Genomic DNA, 17,679 nt, shown 5'->3' with positions numbered 1-17,679 from the left:
GCGCGTAGCGTGGCGCCGTGCCGTCCTGGTTCCGAGCCGCGCTCGCGCTCTTCGCCGTGGGATGGGGCGCGAACCAGTTCGCCGCCCTGCTGCCCGTGTACCGCGACGTCGACGGAGCCACCGCCGGTCAGGTCACCGCGCTGTTCGGCGCCTACGCGGTGGGGCTGGTCCCCGCCCTGCTGCTCGTGGCCCCGGTCTCGGACCGGATCGGACGCGGCCGCGTCCTGCGCCCGGTGCTCGTGCTGTCCTTCGTCGCCACCGTCGTCCTGATGGTGGGCGGGCACTCGCTCACCCTGCTGCTCGTCGGTCGCCTCCTGGCCGGGGTCGCGAGCGGCGCCGCGTTCGCGCCCGGCACCGCGTGGGTCAAGGAGCTGTCCGACGCCGCGCCCGGCACCGGTGCGCGCCGGGCGGCGATCGCGCTGTCGGCCGGCTTCGGCACCGGTCCGCTCGTCACCGGGGCGCTGGCGCAGTGGGCACCGGCGCCCACGCTGCTGCCGTACGTGCCGCACCTGGTGCTCACCGTCGCGGTCGCGGTGCTCCTGCGTCCGGCGCCGGAGCCCGATCCGGACGACGTCGCCACCAGCGATCCCGACGCCGCGACCCTGCGACAGGTGCTCGGCTCGCGCCGGTTCCTGACCCAGGTCGTGCCGACGGCCCCGTGGGTGTTCGGCACCGCGACCCTCGCCTTCGCCACGCTGCCGGCGGTCGTCGACGTCCCCGGCCCGGCCTACGCGCTGGTCGGGGCGCTCGTCTTCCTGACCCTCGGCACCGGGGTCGCGCTGCAGCCGTACGGCCGCAGGCTCGCCACCGGCGTCACGCTCGCGGTGGGCATGGGAGCGGGTGTGGCCGGGTTCGGCGTGGGGGCGCTCGCCGCCACCACCGGCGCGTCCTGGCTGGTCGTCCCGGCCTGCATGCTGCTGGGCACGGCCTACGGCTTCGTCCTGGTGGCCGGACTCCGGACGGTCGAGACGATCACCCCGGCACGGGACCTGGCCACCGTGAACGCGGTGTTCTACAGCCTCACGTACGTCGGCTTCGCCGCGCCGTACCTCGCGACCCTGCTGCTGTCGTGGCTGGACGGCACCCAGACGATGCTGCTGCTCGCCGGTCTCACCGCGGCCTCCGCGCTCGTCGCCCTCGCCGGCCGACGCACCTCAGCGACCCGCTGAGCGGGCGATCCTCACCAGCTCCTCGGCGAGCTGGCTCGGGCGGGTCAGGGCGTTGAGGTGACCGCCCGGCACCTCGGTCACCCCCAGGCCGAGCCGCTCCTGTGCGACGCGTCGTTGGAAGTCGGGCGGGAAGAGCCGGTCGTCGTCGGCGACGAGCACGACCGTCGGGACGTCGGGCCAGGCGTCGGCCGGCCAGACGGACCCGAAGGAGGCGTCGGACTCGTCGCGGTCCTGGTCGGCGGCCTCGGTCAGCACGTCGTCGGCGGCGTCGTGGAAGAAGACCGCGAGCGGGTCGAAAGGAGCCTGGGGATCGCGGCCGGCCGCCGCCTCGGCCTCGCGCCGAGCGCCCGAGAGGCCGACGGCCGACCACCACGCGCCACCGGACTCGCCCGGGGCCGGGATCATCGCGTTCAGCAGCACGAGCTGGTCGACCGGCTCCCGCGCGGCGGCCGCCGACGTGCTGAACCCGCCGAAGGACTGACCGACGAGCACCACGGGTCCAGGCGTCTCCCGCGCCGAGTGGATGGCGTCGACGACCAGCGCCACGTAGCCGTCGAGGTCGACCGTCGGGTCCGGACCGGGGAGGTCGACGACCACGCACCGGTGGCCGGCGGCCTCGAGCAACGGGGTGAGTCGGCTCCAGCCCCACGGTGCCCCGCCCGCGCCGGGGACGAGGACGAAGGTGGCCGGTCCGCTCATCGGAAGCGGTCGGGGTCGCCGGCGCCCTCGCGGACGATCTCGGGGACGCCGTCCACGAAGTCGACCACCGTGGTGGGCTCGGCGACCACGTCGCCGGACTCCACCACTGCGTCGACGAGGTGGTCCAGCTCCTCCTTCACCAGCCAGCCCTCGGTCATGGGCTCCTCGTGGTCGGGCAGGATCAACGTGCTCGACAGGATCGGCTCCCCCAGCGACTCCAGGAGCGCGCGCACGACCACGTGGTCGGGGATCCGCACGCCCACCGTCTTCTTCTTGGGGTGCAGCATCCGCCGGGGAACCTCGCGGGTGGCCGGCAGGATGAACGTGTACGGGCCGGGCGTCGCGCTCTTGACGGCACGGAAGATCGCGTTGTCGACGTGCACCAGCTGGCCGAGCTGGGCGAAGTCCCTGCACACGAGCGTGAAGTGGTGCTTGTCGTCGAGCCGACGGATGCTGCGGATCCGGTCCAGGGCCTCCTGGTTCCCGGGCGCTGCGCCGAGGGCGTAGCCGGAGTCGGTCGGATAGGCGATCAGCCCGCCGTCGCGCAGGATCGCGGTGGCCTGCTCGACCGCTCGGGGCTGGGGGTTCTCGGGGTGGATCTCGAGGTAGCGCGCCATGGGTCGACCCTACGAGCCCGGTGGCGTCCGGTCACCCCCCGTCATGGCGACCACGATCGCCAAGAGATCTTTGCAAAGAGTTCTTTGTGATCTAGGCTCGCATCATGATCGACGAGCACGACGCCCCGACCGCCGACAGCGTCACCCCGTCCCCGACGGGACTGCGAGCCCTCAGCCACCCGCTGCGCCTCCGACTGCTCGGCCTGCTGCGGCTCGAGGGACCCGCCACCGCGTCCGAGCTCGCCGCGCGGACCGGGACGTCGTCGGGAGCGACCTCCTACCACCTGCGCCAGCTCGCGGTGCACGGCTTCGTCGAGGACGCCGGCGACGACGTCGACGCCCGGACCCGGCGGTGGCGCGCCTCGCACCGCAGCACGTCGACCGGCAGTCCCCGCGACGCCGACGAGCTCGCAGCCGTCGACGCCTTCGCCCAGGCGGTCGCGGTCGTGCACGCCGAGCAGATGCAGCGCGCCGTCGAGGAGTTCTCTCTGCTGCCCCAGGCCTGGCGCTCGGCCTCGACCCTGAGCGACTACGTGCGGCGCCTGCGCCCCGAGACCGCCCAGCGGCTCGTCGAACGGCTGGAGGCGGTGCTCGAGGAGGTGCAGGACGAGGACCACCCCGACGCCCGCCCCGTCGTCGTGCGCCTGCACGCCAACCCCTGGCCCGGGAGCGTGACCGGGGCGTGACCGGGCGTCTGCTCACCGATCGGGGTCGAAGGGTCCTGGCAGCATGGCTGCTCGCCGACGCTCTCGCGCTCACCGGGACGCGGCTGGCGGCGGTCGCCCTCCCCTGGCTCGCCCTCACCACCACGGGCTCCCCCACCGCAGCGGGCGTGGTGGCCTTCGCCGAGCTCGCTCCCCTCGTGGTGGCGAAGGTGCTGTCGGGGCCGGCCATCGACCGCCTCGGTGCCCGACGCGTGGCGGTCGGCTGCGACGCCGCGAGCGCGTTCACGGTCGCCGCCATCCCCGCGCTGCACCATCTCGACGCGCTCTCCTTCCCCACACTCCTCGTGCTCGTCGCCGCCACCGGCGCCCTGCGCGGTCCGGCCGACGCCGCCCGGCACAGCCTCGTCCCGGTGCTCGCGGAGTCCACGCGACAGCCCATGGAACGCGTCACAGGGCTGGCGTCCACGGTCGAGCGCACCTCGAGCCTCGTGGGTGCGGCCCTGGCAGCGGGCCTGGTCGCCCTCGTGGGCGCCGCGGACGCCCTGGCGGTGAACGCCGCGGGGCTCGCGCTCGCGGCGCTCGTCCTGGGCCTCGGAGCCCGCTCGGTCGGCGGTGGCGTGCCGGCCGACGTCGACCCCGACTCCTACCTCGCGCGGCTGCGTGCGGGGTGGCAGTTCCTGCGCCGCGACCCCGTGATCCTGGCGCTCACGGTCATGATCGCGTTCACCAACCTGCTGGACGTCGCGTTCACCGCGGTCCTCCTGCCCGTCTGGGCCGTCGAGACCGGCTCCGGGGTCGGCGCGGTGGGACTGCTGCTCGCGGTCATGGCGGGGACGTCGGTCGTCGGCTCGCTCGTGGCAGCCGCGTGGGCCGACCGGATGCCGCGGTTCGCCGTCTACGTCGTCGCGTTCGTGCTGTGCGGCCTGCCCCGGTTCGCCGTGCTCGCCTGGTCCGACGTCACCTCGGCACCGGTGGTCGTCATGGCCGTGGCCGGACTCGCCTCCGGGTTCCTCAACCCGGTCGTGGGAGCCGTGTTCTTCGAGCGCATCCCGCGGCACCTCGTGGGCCGGGTCGGCGCGATGTCGACCGCCGTGGCCTGGGGCCTGATGCCGTTCGGGGGTCTCGTGGGCAGCGCGCTGCTCGCCCTGCTGGACCTGCGGGCCGCCTTCCTGGTGGCCGGCGCGCTCTACCTCGTGACCACGCTGGCACCGGTCGTGGACCGTCGTTTCCGGGCCATGGACCGCGCACCCGTCGAGGTGTCCTAGCGCACCTGTCCACGATGCGGCGACCGCTCTCACCGCTCGGGACCCCCGCCTACGCTGGGACCATGTCCGAGACCATCCCGCCCGCGGGACCGACGCTCGCCGAGCGTCGCGCCCGTCAGGTCGCCCACGACGAGGCCCGCGTGGAGCACCACCGCACCCGCGAGGCCGTGCTCGGCCCGCGACGCGACCCGGCCACCCTGCGCGCCGTCGCCGAGCAGGCCGAGGCCCGGTTCGCCGACCAGCCGGCCGGCCCGGACGGCACCCGCGCGGTGCTCGCCTGGGTCGCGGAGGAGTTCGGCTACCGCACGGCAGTCGCGTGCTCCATGGCCGACGCCGTGCTCCCCCACGTGGTCGCGCAGCACCTGCCCTGGGTCGACACGCTGTTCCTCGAGACCGGGTACCACTTCGCCGAGACGATCGGCACCCGCGACGCCGTCGAGTCGTCCATGGAGCTCACGATCGTCGACGTCATGCCGCGCCAGAGCGTGGCCGAGCAGGACGCCGAGCACGGCAAGTACCTGTTCGCCCGCGACCCGGGCCTCTGCTGCCACCTGCGCAAGGTCGAGCCGCTCACCCGCACCCTCGGCGAGTACGAGGTGTGGATCACGGGCGTCCGCCGCGACGAGGGCCCGACGCGTGCCGACACGCCGCTCGTCACCTGGGACGAGAAGAACCAGCTGGTCAAGGTCAACCCGCTCGCGGCGTGGACCTTCGACGAGGTGCTCGCCTACGCCGACGAGCACGACGTGATCGTCAACCCGCTCGTCAACGACGGCTACCCCTCCATCGGGTGCGCGCCGTGCACCCGGCGGGTCGCCCCGGGCGAGGACCCCCGCGCCGGCCGCTGGGCCGGCGTCGACAAGACCGAGTGCGGCCTGCACACGTGAGCACCCCCGCACGACCGCCGAGATCGAGAAGGAACGCATGACCGTCGTCGACGACGCGCCCGGCACGGCCGGCCGCCCGACCTACCGGCTCGACCAGCTCTCCTGGTTGGAGTCGGAGGCCATCCACATCATCCGCGAGGTGGCGGCGGAGTTCGAGCGGCCCGTGCTGCTCTTCTCCGGCGGCAAGGACTCGGTCGTGATGCTGCACCTGGCCACCAAGGCCTTCTGGCCGGCGCCGGTGCCCTTCCCGGTCATGCACGTCGACACGGGGCACAACTTCCCCGAGGTGCTCGCGTTCCGCGACGCGACGGTCGAGCGGCTCGGCCTGCGCCTCGAGGTCGCGTCGGTGCAGGACTACATCGACGACGGCCGTCTTCGCGAGCGCAGCGACGGCACCCGCAACCAGCTGCAGACCCAGCCGCTGCTCGACGGGATCACGGACCACAAGTTCGACGCGGTCTTCGGCGGCGGCCGTCGCGACGAGGAGAAGGCCCGCGCCAAGGAGCGGGTGTTCAGCCTGCGCGACGAGTTCGGCCAGTGGGACCCCCGCAACCAGCGCCCCGAGCTGTGGAACCTCTACAACGGCCGCCACCGTCCGGGTGAGCACGTGCGGGTCTTCCCGCTGAGCAACTGGACCGAGCTCGACGTCTGGCAGTACATCGCCGCCGAGGACATCGCGCTGCCGGAGCTCTACTACGCCCACGAGCGCGACGTCTTCGAGCGCGACGGGATGCTCGTCAGCGTCAGCGACGTCTCGCAGCCGCGGCCCGGCGAGACCGTCGAGCGCCGTCTGGTGCGCTACCGCACCGTCGGCGACATGTCCTGCACCGGTGCGGTCGAGAGCGACGCCGCCACCGTCGACGACGTCGTCGTCGAGGTCGCGGCCACGCGTCTGACCGAGCGCGGAGCCACCCGGGCCGACGACCGCGCGTCCGAGGCCGCCATGGAGGACCGCAAGAAGGAGGGGTACTTCTGATGCGCACGCTGCCCACCAAGACGCTGCTCAGGCTCGCCACGGCCGGCTCCGTCGACGACGGCAAGTCGACGCTCGTCGGTCGACTCCTCTACGACTCCAAGTCGGTGCTCGCCGACCAGTTCGACGCCGTCGAGCGGGTCAGCCGCGACCGCGGCCTCGCCTCCGCCGACCTGGCGCTGCTGACCGACGGCCTGCGCTCGGAGCGCGAGCAGGGCATCACGATCGACGTGGCCTACCGGTACTTCGCGACCGCCGAGCGGTCGTTCATCCTGGCCGACTGCCCCGGGCACGTGCAGTACACGCGCAACACCGTCACCGGCGCCAGCACCGCCGACGTCGTGGTGCTGCTCGTCGACGCCCGCAAGGGGCTGCAGGAGCAGACCCGTCGGCACCTCGCGGTCGCCTCGCTGCTGCGGGTGCCGCACGTGGTCGTGGTGGTCAACAAGATCGACCTGGTCGGCTTCGACGAGGCCACCTACGAGCGGGTCGCGCACGAGGTCGTCACCTCGGCGGCGTCCCTGGGCCTCACCGACGTCACCACGATCCCGGTGTCCGCCCTCGACGGCGACAACGTCGTGGAGCGGTCGGTGCGCACCCCCTGGTACGACGGACCGAGCCTCCTCACGTTCCTGGAGACGCTCTCGCCCGCGGGCGAGCCGCACTCCGAGCCCCTGCGCTTCCCCGTCCAGCTCGTCATCCGGCCCCAGGCGGCCGGCGGCGAGGAGCACCGCGACTACCGCGGGTACGCGGGGCAGATCGCGTCGGGTCTCGTCCGCCCGGGCGACCCGGTCACGGTGCTGCCGAGCGGCCGCACGAGCACCGTCGCCGGCATCGACACGGCCGACGGCGAGCTGACGGAGGCGTTCGCGCCGCAGTCGGTCACCCTGCGGCTCACCGACGACGTCGACGTCGCGCGCGGGGACCTCATCGTCACCTCCCGCAGCGTCCCGTCGCTCACCCAGGACGTGGACGGCACGATCGCCTGGCTCGCCGACCACTCGCTGGCACCGCGGACGAAGGTCCTCGTGAAGCACGGCACCAGGACGGTGCAGGCGATGGTCACCGAGATCACCGGCCGGCTCGACCTCGAGACCGCCAGCCTCGACGCGGCCGACCGCCTGGAGCTCAACGACATCGGCCACGTGCGCCTGAGGCTGGCGTCACCCATTCCGGCCGAGGAGTACCTGCACGCCCGTGCAGGAGGCTCGTTCCTGCTCGTCGACGCCCAGGACGGCACGACGCTGGCGGCCGGCATGGTCGGCGACGCGTTGCTCGCGACCGCCGCGGTCTGATCATGCCGCTGCCGCTGACCCTGCGCCCCGAGGGACGCCGTGTGGTGGTCGTCGGGGGCGGCAACGTGGCGACCCGGCGAGTCCACGCCCTGCTGGCGGCCGAGGCGGACCTCGTGGTGGTCTCCCCCACGGTGAGCGCACGCATCCGGGAGCTCGCGGTCGAGGGCCGACTGGCCTGGATCGAGCGTGGCTACCGCCCCGGCGACCTCGACGGCGCCTGGCTCGTGCAGACCGCCACCGACAGTCCGGTCGACGACCAGGTGGCCGCCGACGCCGAGCAGGCACGCGTGTGGTGCCTGAAGGGGGGCGACCCCGACGGGGCGACCGCCTGGATGCCGGCGGTCGCCGCGGTCGACGACGTGCACGTCGCGGTCAGCGGCGGTGGCGACGCCCGTCGAGCGTCCACGCTGCGCGACGCCGTCGCGGCGGCCCTGCAGTCCGGCGACCTCCCCCTGCGGCACCGGACCCACCACCCCGAGGGCTTCGTGGCCCTCGTGGGCGGGGGCCCCGGCAGCGCCGACCTCCTGACCACGCGCGGACGGCGTCTTCTCGCCGAGGCCGACGTCGTCGTGGTCGACCGGCTCGCCCCGCTCGACGTGCTCGCGGAGCTGCCTGCCGACGTCGAGGTGATCGACGTGGGCAAGCTGCCCGACCACCACCCGGTCCCGCAGGACGAGATCAACCGGCTCCTGGTCGAGCACGCCCGCGCCGGCAAGGTCGTCGTGCGGCTCAAGGGCGGGGACCCCTACGTGCTCGGTCGCGGCGGCGAGGAGCGCCTGGCCTGCGAGGCCGCCGGGGTGGCCGTGGAGGTCGTCCCCGGGGTCACGAGCGCTATCGCCGTCCCGGCTGCCGCCGGCATCCCTGTGACCCATCGCGGCGTGGCCACGGGGTTCAGCGTGGTCACGGCCCACGACGAGCTCGAGGAGCTGCCCGTGTCCCCGGGCCACACGATCGTGATGCTCATGGGCGTGCGTCGGCTCGCCGAGAGCGCACACAGCCTCGTCGCGGCGGGGCACGCGCCCGGCACACCGGTGGCGGTGGTCGAGCGTGGCTTCGCCCCCGACCAGCGCACGACCGTCGGCACCCTTGGCACGATCGCCGACCTCTGCGTCCAGCGGGGAGTACGCTCCCCCGCCGTCACCGTCGTGGGCGAGGTCGTGCGGCTCTCCCCCGACTGGCCCTCCTGACACGACCCCCACCACACGTCACGATGACGGCATGAGGTCCGCCCGCGTCGCCGTCGTCGGTGGCGTCGCGCTGCTCGCCGCGCTGCTCCCGGCCTGCAGCCCGGGCCCGCAGGACGCTCCACTGCCCGACGGTGTGAGCGCCCTCGTCGACCAGGGCCGCATGCAGCGCCAGGACCGTGGGGCGTTCGTGCGGATCAGCAACCGCAGCGACCGCGACCTGGTCGTCTCCGACCTGGTGCTGACCTCCAGCCGCTCCCGCGCCGTCGTCTGGACCGGCACCGAGAGGGTGGGAGCGGGGTACGACACCGACGTGGTCGTCACGCTCCCCCGTGGGCGGTGCGGTGCCACGACGCGCTACACCGTGACCCTGACCTACCGGGTCGGTGACGAGCGCGAACGACGATCCACCCTCGCCGTCGAGGACCGCTACGGGGCCGTGACGCGGGTCCTGGACGGCGACTGCGCCCGCGCGACGCTGGAACGAGCCGCGCGGATGGACGTCGGCCTGCCGGTGGAGGACGGTGGTGCACTGCGCGTCCCGATCACGCTCACGCCGCGCGACCGGGCGAGCGCGGTCCGGATCGTGGGCTACCGCCCCACGCCGCTCGTCCGGCCCACCCGTGGGTCCGCGACCGACGTGGCGGTCGGTGGCGCTCCGGTGCGCGCCGACCTGGTCCTCGAGCCGGCGCGCTGCGACCCGCACGCGATCGCCGAGGACAAGGTGGGTCGCCTCGTCCCCGTCGAGGTCTCCGCTCCCGGCCTGCCCGACGGGACCACCTTCGTCCTGCCGCTCGACCGGCAGCGCCGGACCGCGATCCTCGACTACGTGCGGTCGGCCTGCGGCCTGGACTGAGCCTGGCCCGCGGTGCGGTGCAGCCACCACAGGCCCACGAACGGCAGCACCAGGGGGATGTACCCGTACCCGGCACCGAAGTCGGACCACACCGTCTGGTCGGGGAACAGCGCACCGTCGACGAGCGACAGCACACCGACGCCGAGCACCCCCACCAGCTCGAAGCCCACGGCGGCGACGGCCAGCCGGTGCCGGTCCGTCGCGAGCGCCACGGTCGCCACGACGTAGACGCCGCCGGCGACGGCGGAGAGGGTGTAGGCCACCGGGGCCTCGTCCGCCTTCACGAGGAGCTGGTAGACCGACCGTGCCGTGGCCGCGACGGCGAAGACCGCGTAGACGGCGACGAGGGCGCGGCCCGGCCCGGTGGACGTGCGACCCGGCGACGGGGCGGACGACTCAGACATAGGTTCCCTTCCAGATGCCCAGGAGCCGCACCATGAGGGCGGCCACGGTCAGGAGCGCCACCACGACGACCCCCGTGCCCCAGCGACTCTTCTCGGCGATCCCCCAGAGGACGGCCGCCGGCGGGATCACCACGACGGTCACGAGGTAGGAGACGAAGAGCCCACCCGCGACGTCGCGGTCCGTGCCGGCCAGCGCCACGAAGGCCCCGACCATCACCACGAGGAGCACGGCCTCCAGCACGGCGACGGCGTAGAAGAGCGGGTTGCCGAACGGGGCGTCCCGGACCGTGTGGCCCGCCGCGAACACGGCCACCACGGTCGCGAGGAGTGCCACGCCGTAGGCGATCGTGTCGGTCACGTCAGGCTGGTCCTCTGGTGGCGTCGTCGTCGTGGTCGTGGCGGCCGTCCGCCCGTGCGCCGACGATCCGCAGGACCGAGTCTTCCACGAACGCGTTCCAGGCCCGCACCCGCCGGAACATGTAGTGCCCGGCGCCGGCGAGCGACTCCCAGGTGGCCTCGGTGGCCACCCGTCGAGCACGCTCCACGTAGTCGGCGCTGAGCCGTGCCGACGTCCACCGGTCCATCGTGCCGTGCAGGACGTGCAGGGCACGTCCGGAGAGCGCGCCCACGGGCTCACCCTGCGGCAGCCACGGCGCCAGGGCCACGACACCGACCACCGAGGGGTCGTCGGCCGCGCGGCACGCGGTGCGCCCACCCATCGAGTGCCCGACGAGGACGACCGGCAGGTCGCCGTGCCGCTCGCGGAGCTCGGAGAGAGCCGAGCGCGCGTCGGCCACGGGCCACGGGCGGGCCGCGTCGTTCCATCCGCGTGCGCGGTACTGCAGCAGGTGCACCGCCAGGTGCTCACGGCGAGCGGTGCGCGCGAACGCCTTCGACAGCAGGGCCATCCGCCACCAGCTCGCGTGCCGGTTGCGCACCGGCTCCTCGCTCTGCTGCCGGCCTCCGTGCAGCATCAGCACGACGGCCCTCGGCCGCTGGGGGACGTGCACGTCGTCCAGGCGACCCGATCGCTGCTCGGCGTCCATGCGACCACGGTGGCACAGCGGGACCACGGTCGCAGGGCGAGCAGAGGGTCCCGCCTAGGATGTTGTGAGAACTCCTCCCCTGCACCACCCATCCGACTCGAAGGCAGCCGCGAATGGCACGTAGAAGCTTGTTCGGGAAGGAGTCGCGCATGAGCCAGTCAGCAGCCGATCGGCTCGCCGCCGTTCCCGAGTCCCAGGAACCCGTCGAGCCCGACGACCTCTTGGTCCTCGTCGCACGAGGGGACGAGACGGCCTTCGCCGCTCTCTACGACGCCCTGGGTGCCACCGTGTTCGGGATGGCCCGCCGGGTCATCCGCGACCCCGCGCGGGCCGAGGAGGTCGCCCAGGAGGTCTTCCTCCAGGTCTGGCAGACCGCCGCCCGCTTCGACCCGGCCCGTGGCAGTGCCAAGAGCTGGGTGCTGACGCTGGCCCACCGCCGCGCGGTCGACGCCGTCCGGCACGACCAGGCCGCCACCAACCGCGAGAACAGCTACGACTGGTCCCCCGGCGTCGACCACGACCAGGTGCTCGAGACCGTCACGGTGCGGCTGGAGCACGAGCAGGTGCGTCGCTGCCTGGAGGGACTCACCGACCTGCAGCGCGAGGCCGTCAACCTCGCGTACTACCAGGGATACACGTACGCGGAGGTCGCCCAGGTGCTCGACGCCAACCCGGCCACCGTCAAGACCCGCATGCGCGACGGGCTGATCCGCCTGCGCGACTGCCTCGGGGTGGAGGCCTCATGACCACCGATCTGCACGGACTCGCCGCGCCGTACGCGCTCGACGCCCTCGACCCCCACGAGCGGGGCCGCTTCGAGGCCCACCTCGACCAGTGTGCCGAGTGCAGGCAGGAGCTCCGCGGCTTCCACCTGACCGCTGCACGCCTGGCCGAGGCCGAGGCCGACAGTCCGCCGCTCGCCCTGCGCGACCGGCTCCTGGCCGAGGTGGCCACCACCGCCCAGGAGCGGCCGGTGGTCACGTCGATCGCCCAGCACAGCCGGGTGCGGCGAGCCGTGCCCCGTCTGCTGGTCGCGGCATCCTTCCTGGTGGCCGCGGTGTCCGTCGGTGGGTACCTCGTCGAGCACGACCGGGCCGAGGAGCTGCGGGCCGACACCGCAGGCATCAGCGCGGTCATGGTGGCCGACGACGCGACCATGCTGGACGGGAGCGTGCGCACCGGGGGCACGATGCGCATCGTCGCCTCCCCGTCGCACGACGCGGCCGTCGTCATGGGCACCGATCTCGAGACGCTCGACGACGACCACGTCTACCAGGTCTGGGCGATGCACGACGGGATCCCGCGCTCCGTCGGCGTCCTCGGACGCGGTGCCGGGATGATGTACGCGAAGTCGATCAGCGGTGCCGACGCGTTCGCCGTCACCGTCGAGCCCGACGGAGGGTCGCCGGCCCCGACGACCGACCCGGTCGCCGAGATGGACGCCTGAGGCTCGACGCCCCTGCTCGACCCTGGCGGTCGGCCGGTCGGCGCGGTACGTCACGATGACGTTCGTGTCCGACCCGATCGTGCTCGTCTCCCCCGCCATGGCCGTGCCGTCGCGCTTCTACCGGCCCCTCGTCGCCGCCTTCGAGGACGTGGGGTGGCAGGCGCGCGCGCTCGGCCGACGAGGCTTCGAGCCGGACACCCCGGTCGCCTCCCGCTCGGCCGACTGGTCCTACGGCGACGAGATCGCCGACCTCGCCGACGCGGTCTCGGCCGCCCGTCGTGAGGACCCCGAGCGCCCCGTCCTGCTGATGGGCCACAGCCTCGGGGCGCAGCTCGCGATCGGCCTGCAGAGCAGCGCCGACCCCGGACGCACGGCCGACGGCCTCGTGCTCGTCGGCGCCTCCGTCCCGCACCACCGGTACTACCCCTACGGAGGGCTGCCGATGCTGGCGTTCGCCTCGGCCGTCCCCGTCCTCGCCCGGGTCCTCGGGCACCTGCCCAAGCCTGCGTTCGGCGCACCCGGTGCCGCCACGCTCATGCGGGAGTGGGCGCACTTCGTGCGCACCGGCGAGCCTCCGTTCGACGCCTCGTCCAAGGTGTCGACGCCGACCTTCGTCGTGCACCTCCAGGCCGACGCCTACGCCGTGTCGGCGGCCAACAAGCGCTTCATCGAGCTGTTCTGCGAGCCGTCGGCGGTCACCCGCTGGGTGTACACGCAGGACGCCACCCCCGAGGGCGGGACCACCGACCACGTGCAGTGGGTGCGTCACCCCTCCGTCGTGGTCGACCGGGTCGTCCGATGGTGGGACGACGCGGCCGACCGACGCTGAGGTCCGGGCACCGTCAGGCGAAGGCCTCGATCGGCGGGCACGAGCAGGCCAGGTTGCGGTCGCCGTAGGCCTGGTCGATGCGGCCCACCGGCGGGAAGTACTTGTCCTGGGTGCTGCCGGTCGGGAACACGCCCGTGGCGATCGGGTAGGCGTGCTGCCAGTCGAGCAGCTCACGTGCGGCGTGCGGCGCCTGGGCGAGCGGGTTGTCGCCCTCGGGCCACTCCCCTGCCGCGACCTGGTCGATCTCGGCGCGGATCGCGAGCATCGCGTCGCAGAAGCGGTCCAGCTCGGCCAGGTCCTCGGACTCGGTGGGCTCGACCATCAGGGTGCCGGCCACCGGGAAGCTCATCGTGGGGGCGTGGAAGCCGTAGTCCACGAGCCGCTTGGCCACGTCGTCCACGCTCACCCCGGTCCGCTTGGCGATGCCGCGCAGGTCGAGGATGCACTCGTGGGCCACCAGCCCGGACCGTCCGGTGTAGAGCACCGGGAAGGCGTCCTTCAGCCGGGCGGCGACGTAGTTGGCCGACAGCACGGCCACCGACGTGGCGTCGGTCAGTCCCTGCGCCCCCATCATCGACACGTATGCGAACGGGATCGGCAGGATGCCGGCCGACCCGTACGGGGCGGCACTGATGGCACCGATCCCCTCGCGGCGCGCCGCGACCGGGTGCAGCGGGTGGCTCGGCAGGAACGGGACCAGGTGCTCGGCCACCGCGACCGGGCCCACGCCCGGTCCGCCGCCGCCGTGCGGGATGCAGAAGGTCTTGTGCAGGTTCAGGTGCGACACGTCGCCACCGAACGTGCCCGGCTCGGCATGGCCCAGCAGGGCGTTGAGGTTGGCACCGTCGACGTAGACCTGGCCGCCGGCCGCGTGCACCACGTCGCACAGCTCGGTGATGCCGTCCTCGTACACCCCGTGGGTCGACGGGTAGGTGACCATGATCGCGGCGAGGTCGTCGGCGTGCTCGGCACACGTGCGGCGCAGGTCCTCGAGGTCGACCTCGCCCGCCTCGGTGGCCTTGACGATGACCACGCGCATGCCGGCCATGACGGCCGAGGCGGCGTTCGTGCCGTGGGCCGAGCTCGGGATCAGGCAGACGTCGCGGGCCTCGTCGCCGTTGCTGCGGTGCCACGCCCGGATGGCCAGCAGACCGGCCAGCTCGCCCTGGGACCCGGCGTTCGGCTGCACCGAGACCGCCGCGTAGCCGGTGACGCTCGCGAGCCAGGACTCGAGCGTCTCGACCAGCTCGATCATGCCGGCGGCGTCCTCGGCCGGCACGAAGGGGTGGAGGTCGGCGAAGCCGGGCCAGCTGATCGGCTCCATCTCGGCGGTGGCGTTGAGCTTCATGGTGCACGAGCCGAGCGGGATCATCCCGCGGTCGAGGGCGTAGTCGCGATCGCTCAGCGTGCGCAGGTAGCGCAGCAGCTGCGTCTCGCTGCGGTGCTCGGAGAACACCGGGTGCGTGAGGATCGCGTCGTCGCGCAGCAGGGCGTCGGGCAGGGCCGCCGGGGCGGGCGCCGTGTGCGACGTGTCGGCCCCGAAGGCCCGCCAGACGGTCTGCAGGTGGCCGAGAGTGGTCACCTCCGACGTGCTCACCGCCACGTGGTCGGTGTCCACGCGGCGCAGGTGCAGCCCCTCGGCGCGAGCCCGGCCCACGACGGCGTCGGCCTCGCCCGGCACACGGGCCACGACCGTGTCGAAGAACGACTCGTGGAGCACCTCGACGCCACCGGCCACCAGACCCGCCGCGAGCGTGGCAGCCGTGGTGTGCACGTGGTCGGCGATCCGCCGCAGGCCCTCCGCGCCGTGGTAGACCACGTACATCGACGCCGTGACGGCGAGCAGCACCTGGGCGGTGCAGATGTTCGACGTCGCCTTCTCCCGGCGGATGTGCTGCTCACGCGTCTGCAGGGCCAGCCGATAGGCGGGTCGGCCCGCCTTGTCGACCGAGACTCCCACGAGTCGGCCGGGCAGGTGTCGCTCCAGGCCGTCGCGCACCGCCATGAAGCCGGCGTGCGGTCCGCCGTAGAACATCGGCACGCCGAAGCGCTGGGACGACCCGACGACGACGTCGGCACCCAGCGACCCCGGCGAGCGCAGCAGGACGAGCGCGAGCGGGTCGGCGACGACGACGGCGAGCCCTCCGGCGGCGTGCACCGCCTCGATGGCACGGCTGGGATCGGTCACGGCACCGTCGGCCGCCGGGTACGCGATGATCGCGCCCGCCACGTCGGCCGGCACGTCGTCGACGCCCAGGTCGACGTCGAGCAGCTCGATGTCGAGCGCCTCGGCACGCGTGCGCACCACGGCGATCGTCTGCGGCAGCAGGCGCGAGTCGAGCACGAGGGGCCGCAGGTCCTTGCCCCGAGCGGCGCGGCGCACCAGCGTCATGGCCTCGGCGGCGGCCGTTCCCTCGTCGAGGAGGGAGGCGTTGGCCGTCGACAGACCGGTGAGATCGGCGACCATCGTCTGGAAGTTGAGCAGCGCCTCGAGCCGTCCCTGCGAGATCTCGGGCTGGTAGGGGGTGTAGGCCGTGTACCACGCGGGGTCCTCGAGGACGTTGCGGCGGATCACGGCCGGGGTGACGGTCGGGTGGTACCCGAGCCCGATCATCGAGACGCCGGGATTGTTGCGCGTCGCGAGGGCCTTGAGGGTCGCGAGCGCCTCCGGCTCCCCCAGGGCCTCGGGCAGCGCGGGCGGAGCCGAGGCGCGGATGCTCTCCGGCACCGCGGCCCGCATGAGCGAGTCGAGGGAGTCGTGGCCGATCCGGGCCAGCATGGCCTGCTGGTCGCTCGCGCGCGGTCCGATGTGACGGTCGACGAAGTGGTCGGTGTCGCGGCGCAGGGCCGCCGGGACCGACTGCGGCCGGTCGGAGGAGGGGCGGTCAGAGGACATGAGAGGGCTCCAGGGGTCGTCGACTGGGTCCCTCCCCACCTGTCACCCCCGCCGGAACGGGTGCTTCAGGGTCGCCTTGTCCGCGTGGTCCGTGGTGCCTGAGAGGTTCCGGGGAGGAATTGCCCCTTCGGCGCCGCCTGGGCGATCTCTCCCACGCGTGCTCGACAGCACGCTCACGGTACCAGCGACGGCACGCGCGAGCGGTGAGGCGGGCCCTCAGCTGGTCAGACGGGCGCGGCGCCGCGCGGCGAGCTCGTCGGCAGTGGTGTCGTCGGAGACGGAGAGCTCGCTCGGCAGCTCGTGCAGCGTGCCCTCGATCTCCTTCCAGACACCGCCGATGGCGATGCCGAAGACACCCTGGCCACCCTGGAGCAGGTCGATGACCTCGTCGGCGGAACGGCACTCGTAGACGCTCGCGCCGTCGCTCATGAGCGTGACCTGGGTGAGGTCGTCGGTCCCGCGCTCGCGCAGGTGCTCGACGGCCGTGCGGATCTGCTGCAGCGAGACACCTGCGTCGAGCAGTCGCTTGATGATCTTGAGCAGCAGGATGTCCTTGAAGGAGTACAGCCGCTGCGTGCCCGAGCCGGTGGCCGACCGCACGGTCGGCTCCACGAGCTTGGTGCGTGCCCAGTAGTCGAGCTGGCGGTAGGTGATGCCGGCGGCGCTGCAGGCCGTGGGGCCACGGAACCCGGTGTTGCGGGGCAGCGGCTCGAGGTCGTCGGTGAACAGCAGACCCTGGTCGCCGGCCTGCGCAGCGGCCTCGGCGGCCTCCGCAGCAGCCGGGGCGTCGTCGCGTCGCTCGATCATGGGTCTGGCCTTCCAGATGGGGAGAAGAAAGACCACCTCGGCGAAACTACAACGGTGTTCGCTTGCGGCAGTGGTCTCACGGTAGGCCCGCGGGTGCCCCCGGTCAATCACATCGGCGTTCACCGGCGTGTCGCAACCCTCACGCGAGGGTTGAGGGTTCAGCCGGTCGTCTGACCGCTCAGGCGAAGTCCTCGGGCTCGACGTCGTCCAGGAACGCGCGGAACCGCTCCACCTGCTGGTCCTCGTCGGTGGTCGAAGCGATGCCGGCCTCGTCCAGCACGTCCTCGGCACACACGATCCGCGCACCCGTCCGCAGGGCGAGCGCGATCGAGTCCGACGGCCTGGCGTCGACCGTCGCGCCCGAGCCGAAGACGAGCGAGGCGAAGAAGACGCCGTCCTGCACGTCGGTGATGCGCACCTCGTCGAGCTCGTCGCCCAGCACCTCCACCACCCGCTGCATCAGCTCGTGCGTCAGGGGGCGGGGCGTCGCGTCGCCCTGCTGGGCGAAGGCGATGGCCGACGCCTCGACGGCACCGATCCAGATCGGCAGGTAGCGCACGCCGTCGCTCTCGCGCAGCAGCACGAGCGGCTGGTTCGTGGGCATCTCCACCCGGACGCCGACCACGTCGAGCTCACGCAC

The 17,679-nt window shown here is 73.2% G+C and carries 19 protein-coding genes and 1 riboswitch; of the genes, 11 read left to right on the top strand and 8 right to left on the bottom strand.

The features are described from left to right. The first annotated feature begins 17 nt into the window (after window positions 1–17). Window positions 18–1,169 carry an MFS transporter gene (locus tag RQG84_RS10475; RefSeq protein WP_311209992.1) on the top strand — a complete coding sequence of 384 codons (1,152 nt, stop codon included), beginning with the start codon at window positions 18–20 and terminating at the stop codon, window positions 1,167–1,169. On the opposite strand, the gene RQG84_RS10470 is transcribed toward RQG84_RS10475, so the two are convergent. Together RQG84_RS10470 and RQG84_RS10465 are read right to left on the bottom strand one after the other, a co-directional pair. Further along, window positions 1,155–1,868 (bottom strand): alpha/beta fold hydrolase, encoded by a 714-nt coding sequence (locus RQG84_RS10470; RefSeq protein WP_311209991.1) that lies wholly within the window; start codon window positions 1,866–1,868, stop codon window positions 1,155–1,157. The genes RQG84_RS10475 and RQG84_RS10470 overlap by 15 nt on opposite strands. After that, window positions 1,865–2,485: an L-threonylcarbamoyladenylate synthase gene (locus tag RQG84_RS10465; RefSeq protein ID WP_311209990.1), complete on the bottom strand. Its 621-nt coding sequence runs from the start codon at window positions 2,483–2,485 to the stop codon at window positions 1,865–1,867. The genes RQG84_RS10470 and RQG84_RS10465 overlap by 4 nt, the downstream gene beginning before the upstream one ends. Before the next feature lie 104 nt (window positions 2,486–2,589). On the opposite strand from RQG84_RS10465, the gene RQG84_RS10460 reads away from it, so the two are divergent. The 7 genes from RQG84_RS10460 (at window position 2,590) to RQG84_RS10430 (ending at window position 9,610) form a co-directional block, all read left to right on the top strand. After that, window positions 2,590–3,171, top strand: coding sequence for a helix-turn-helix domain-containing protein (locus RQG84_RS10460; RefSeq protein WP_311209989.1), 582 nt, complete (start codon window positions 2,590–2,592; stop codon window positions 3,169–3,171). Continuing rightward, window positions 3,168–4,415 (top strand): MFS transporter, encoded by a 1,248-nt coding sequence (locus tag RQG84_RS10455; RefSeq protein WP_311209988.1) that lies wholly within the window; start codon window positions 3,168–3,170, stop codon window positions 4,413–4,415. The genes RQG84_RS10460 and RQG84_RS10455 overlap by 4 nt, the downstream gene beginning before the upstream one ends. 62 nt (window positions 4,416–4,477) lie before the next feature. Continuing rightward, window positions 4,478–5,302 carry a phosphoadenylyl-sulfate reductase gene (locus tag RQG84_RS10450; RefSeq protein WP_311209987.1) on the top strand — a complete coding sequence of 275 codons (825 nt, stop codon included), beginning with the start codon at window positions 4,478–4,480 and terminating at the stop codon, window positions 5,300–5,302. A gap of 37 nt (window positions 5,303–5,339) precedes the next feature. Beyond that, window positions 5,340–6,278: a sulfate adenylyltransferase subunit CysD gene (gene cysD / locus RQG84_RS10445; protein WP_056573172.1), complete on the top strand. Its 939-nt coding sequence runs from the start codon at window positions 5,340–5,342 to the stop codon at window positions 6,276–6,278. Next, window positions 6,278–7,570 (top strand): GTP-binding protein, encoded by a 1,293-nt coding sequence (locus RQG84_RS10440; RefSeq protein WP_311209986.1) that lies wholly within the window; start codon window positions 6,278–6,280, stop codon window positions 7,568–7,570. Before cysD ends, RQG84_RS10440 begins: the two co-directional genes overlap by 1 nt. A gap of 2 nt (window positions 7,571–7,572) precedes the next feature. Beyond that, window positions 7,573–8,757 carry a uroporphyrinogen-III C-methyltransferase gene (gene cobA / locus RQG84_RS10435; protein WP_311209985.1) on the top strand — a complete coding sequence of 395 codons (1,185 nt, stop codon included), beginning with the start codon at window positions 7,573–7,575 and terminating at the stop codon, window positions 8,755–8,757. Window positions 8,758–8,788: 31 nt separating this feature from the next. Further along, a complete protein-coding gene (locus RQG84_RS10430) occupies window positions 8,789–9,610 on the top strand; it encodes a hypothetical protein (protein ID WP_311209984.1) in 822 nt (273 codons plus the stop codon). Here the strand turns inward: RQG84_RS10430 and RQG84_RS10425 are convergent. Genes RQG84_RS10425 through RQG84_RS10415 form a run of 3 tightly spaced genes read right to left on the bottom strand, consistent with a single transcriptional unit; the run spans window position 9,580 to window position 11,060 of the window. Then, entirely contained in the window at window positions 9,580–10,014 is a 435-nt protein-coding gene (locus tag RQG84_RS10425; protein WP_311209983.1) for a hypothetical protein, read from the bottom strand. The genes RQG84_RS10430 and RQG84_RS10425 overlap by 31 nt on opposite strands. Then, complete coding sequence (locus tag RQG84_RS10420; protein ID WP_055968332.1) at window positions 10,007–10,372, bottom strand: hypothetical protein; 366 nt, start codon at window positions 10,370–10,372, stop codon at window positions 10,007–10,009. Before RQG84_RS10420 ends, RQG84_RS10425 begins: the two co-directional genes overlap by 8 nt. Window position 10,373: 1 nt before the next feature. After that, a complete protein-coding gene (locus RQG84_RS10415) occupies window positions 10,374–11,060 on the bottom strand; it encodes an alpha/beta fold hydrolase (protein WP_311209982.1) in 687 nt (228 codons plus the stop codon). A gap of 149 nt (window positions 11,061–11,209) precedes the next feature. Here RQG84_RS10415 and sigK point away from each other — a divergent pair, with 149 nt between their 5' ends. The 3 genes from sigK to RQG84_RS10400 all read left to right on the top strand — a co-directional run bounded on the left by sigK (window position 11,210) and on the right by RQG84_RS10400 (window position 13,336). Then, window positions 11,210–11,806 carry an ECF RNA polymerase sigma factor SigK gene (gene sigK, locus RQG84_RS10410; RefSeq protein ID WP_055968337.1) on the top strand — a complete coding sequence of 199 codons (597 nt, stop codon included), beginning with the start codon at window positions 11,210–11,212 and terminating at the stop codon, window positions 11,804–11,806. Beyond that, window positions 11,803–12,507 (top strand): anti-sigma factor domain-containing protein, encoded by a 705-nt coding sequence (locus RQG84_RS10405; protein WP_055968339.1) that lies wholly within the window; start codon window positions 11,803–11,805, stop codon window positions 12,505–12,507. Before sigK ends, RQG84_RS10405 begins: the two co-directional genes overlap by 4 nt. A gap of 64 nt (window positions 12,508–12,571) precedes the next feature. Further along, window positions 12,572–13,336 carry an alpha/beta fold hydrolase gene (locus RQG84_RS10400; RefSeq protein WP_311209981.1) on the top strand — a complete coding sequence of 255 codons (765 nt, stop codon included), beginning with the start codon at window positions 12,572–12,574 and terminating at the stop codon, window positions 13,334–13,336. Between the two features lie 13 nt (window positions 13,337–13,349). Here the strand turns inward: RQG84_RS10400 and gcvP are convergent, their stop codons facing one another. The 3 genes from gcvP to RQG84_RS10385 form a co-directional block, all read right to left on the bottom strand. Continuing rightward, window positions 13,350–16,232, bottom strand: coding sequence for an aminomethyl-transferring glycine dehydrogenase (gene gcvP, locus RQG84_RS10395; protein WP_311209980.1), 2,883 nt, complete (start codon window positions 16,230–16,232; stop codon window positions 13,350–13,352). Between the two features lie 75 nt (window positions 16,233–16,307). Further along, window positions 16,308–16,396: riboswitch (glycine riboswitch) on the bottom strand. 52 nt (window positions 16,397–16,448) lie between these two features. Next, window positions 16,449–17,039: a MerR family transcriptional regulator gene (locus tag RQG84_RS10390; protein ID WP_311209979.1), complete on the bottom strand. Its 591-nt coding sequence runs from the start codon at window positions 17,037–17,039 to the stop codon at window positions 16,449–16,451. A gap of 178 nt (window positions 17,040–17,217) precedes the next feature. Beyond that, on the bottom strand, window positions 17,218–17,679 hold the full coding sequence (locus RQG84_RS10385) for a bifunctional nuclease family protein (RefSeq protein WP_055968346.1): 462 nt from the start codon (window positions 17,677–17,679) through the stop codon (window positions 17,218–17,220).

This window comes from Aeromicrobium sp. WCS2018Hpa-31, from assembly GCF_031843905.1.
GTDB lineage: Bacteria > Actinomycetota > Actinomycetes > Propionibacteriales > Nocardioidaceae > Aeromicrobium.
The sequence above is the reverse complement of the archived record's forward strand: the minus strand, read 5'-3'. Positions and strand labels throughout refer to the sequence as shown.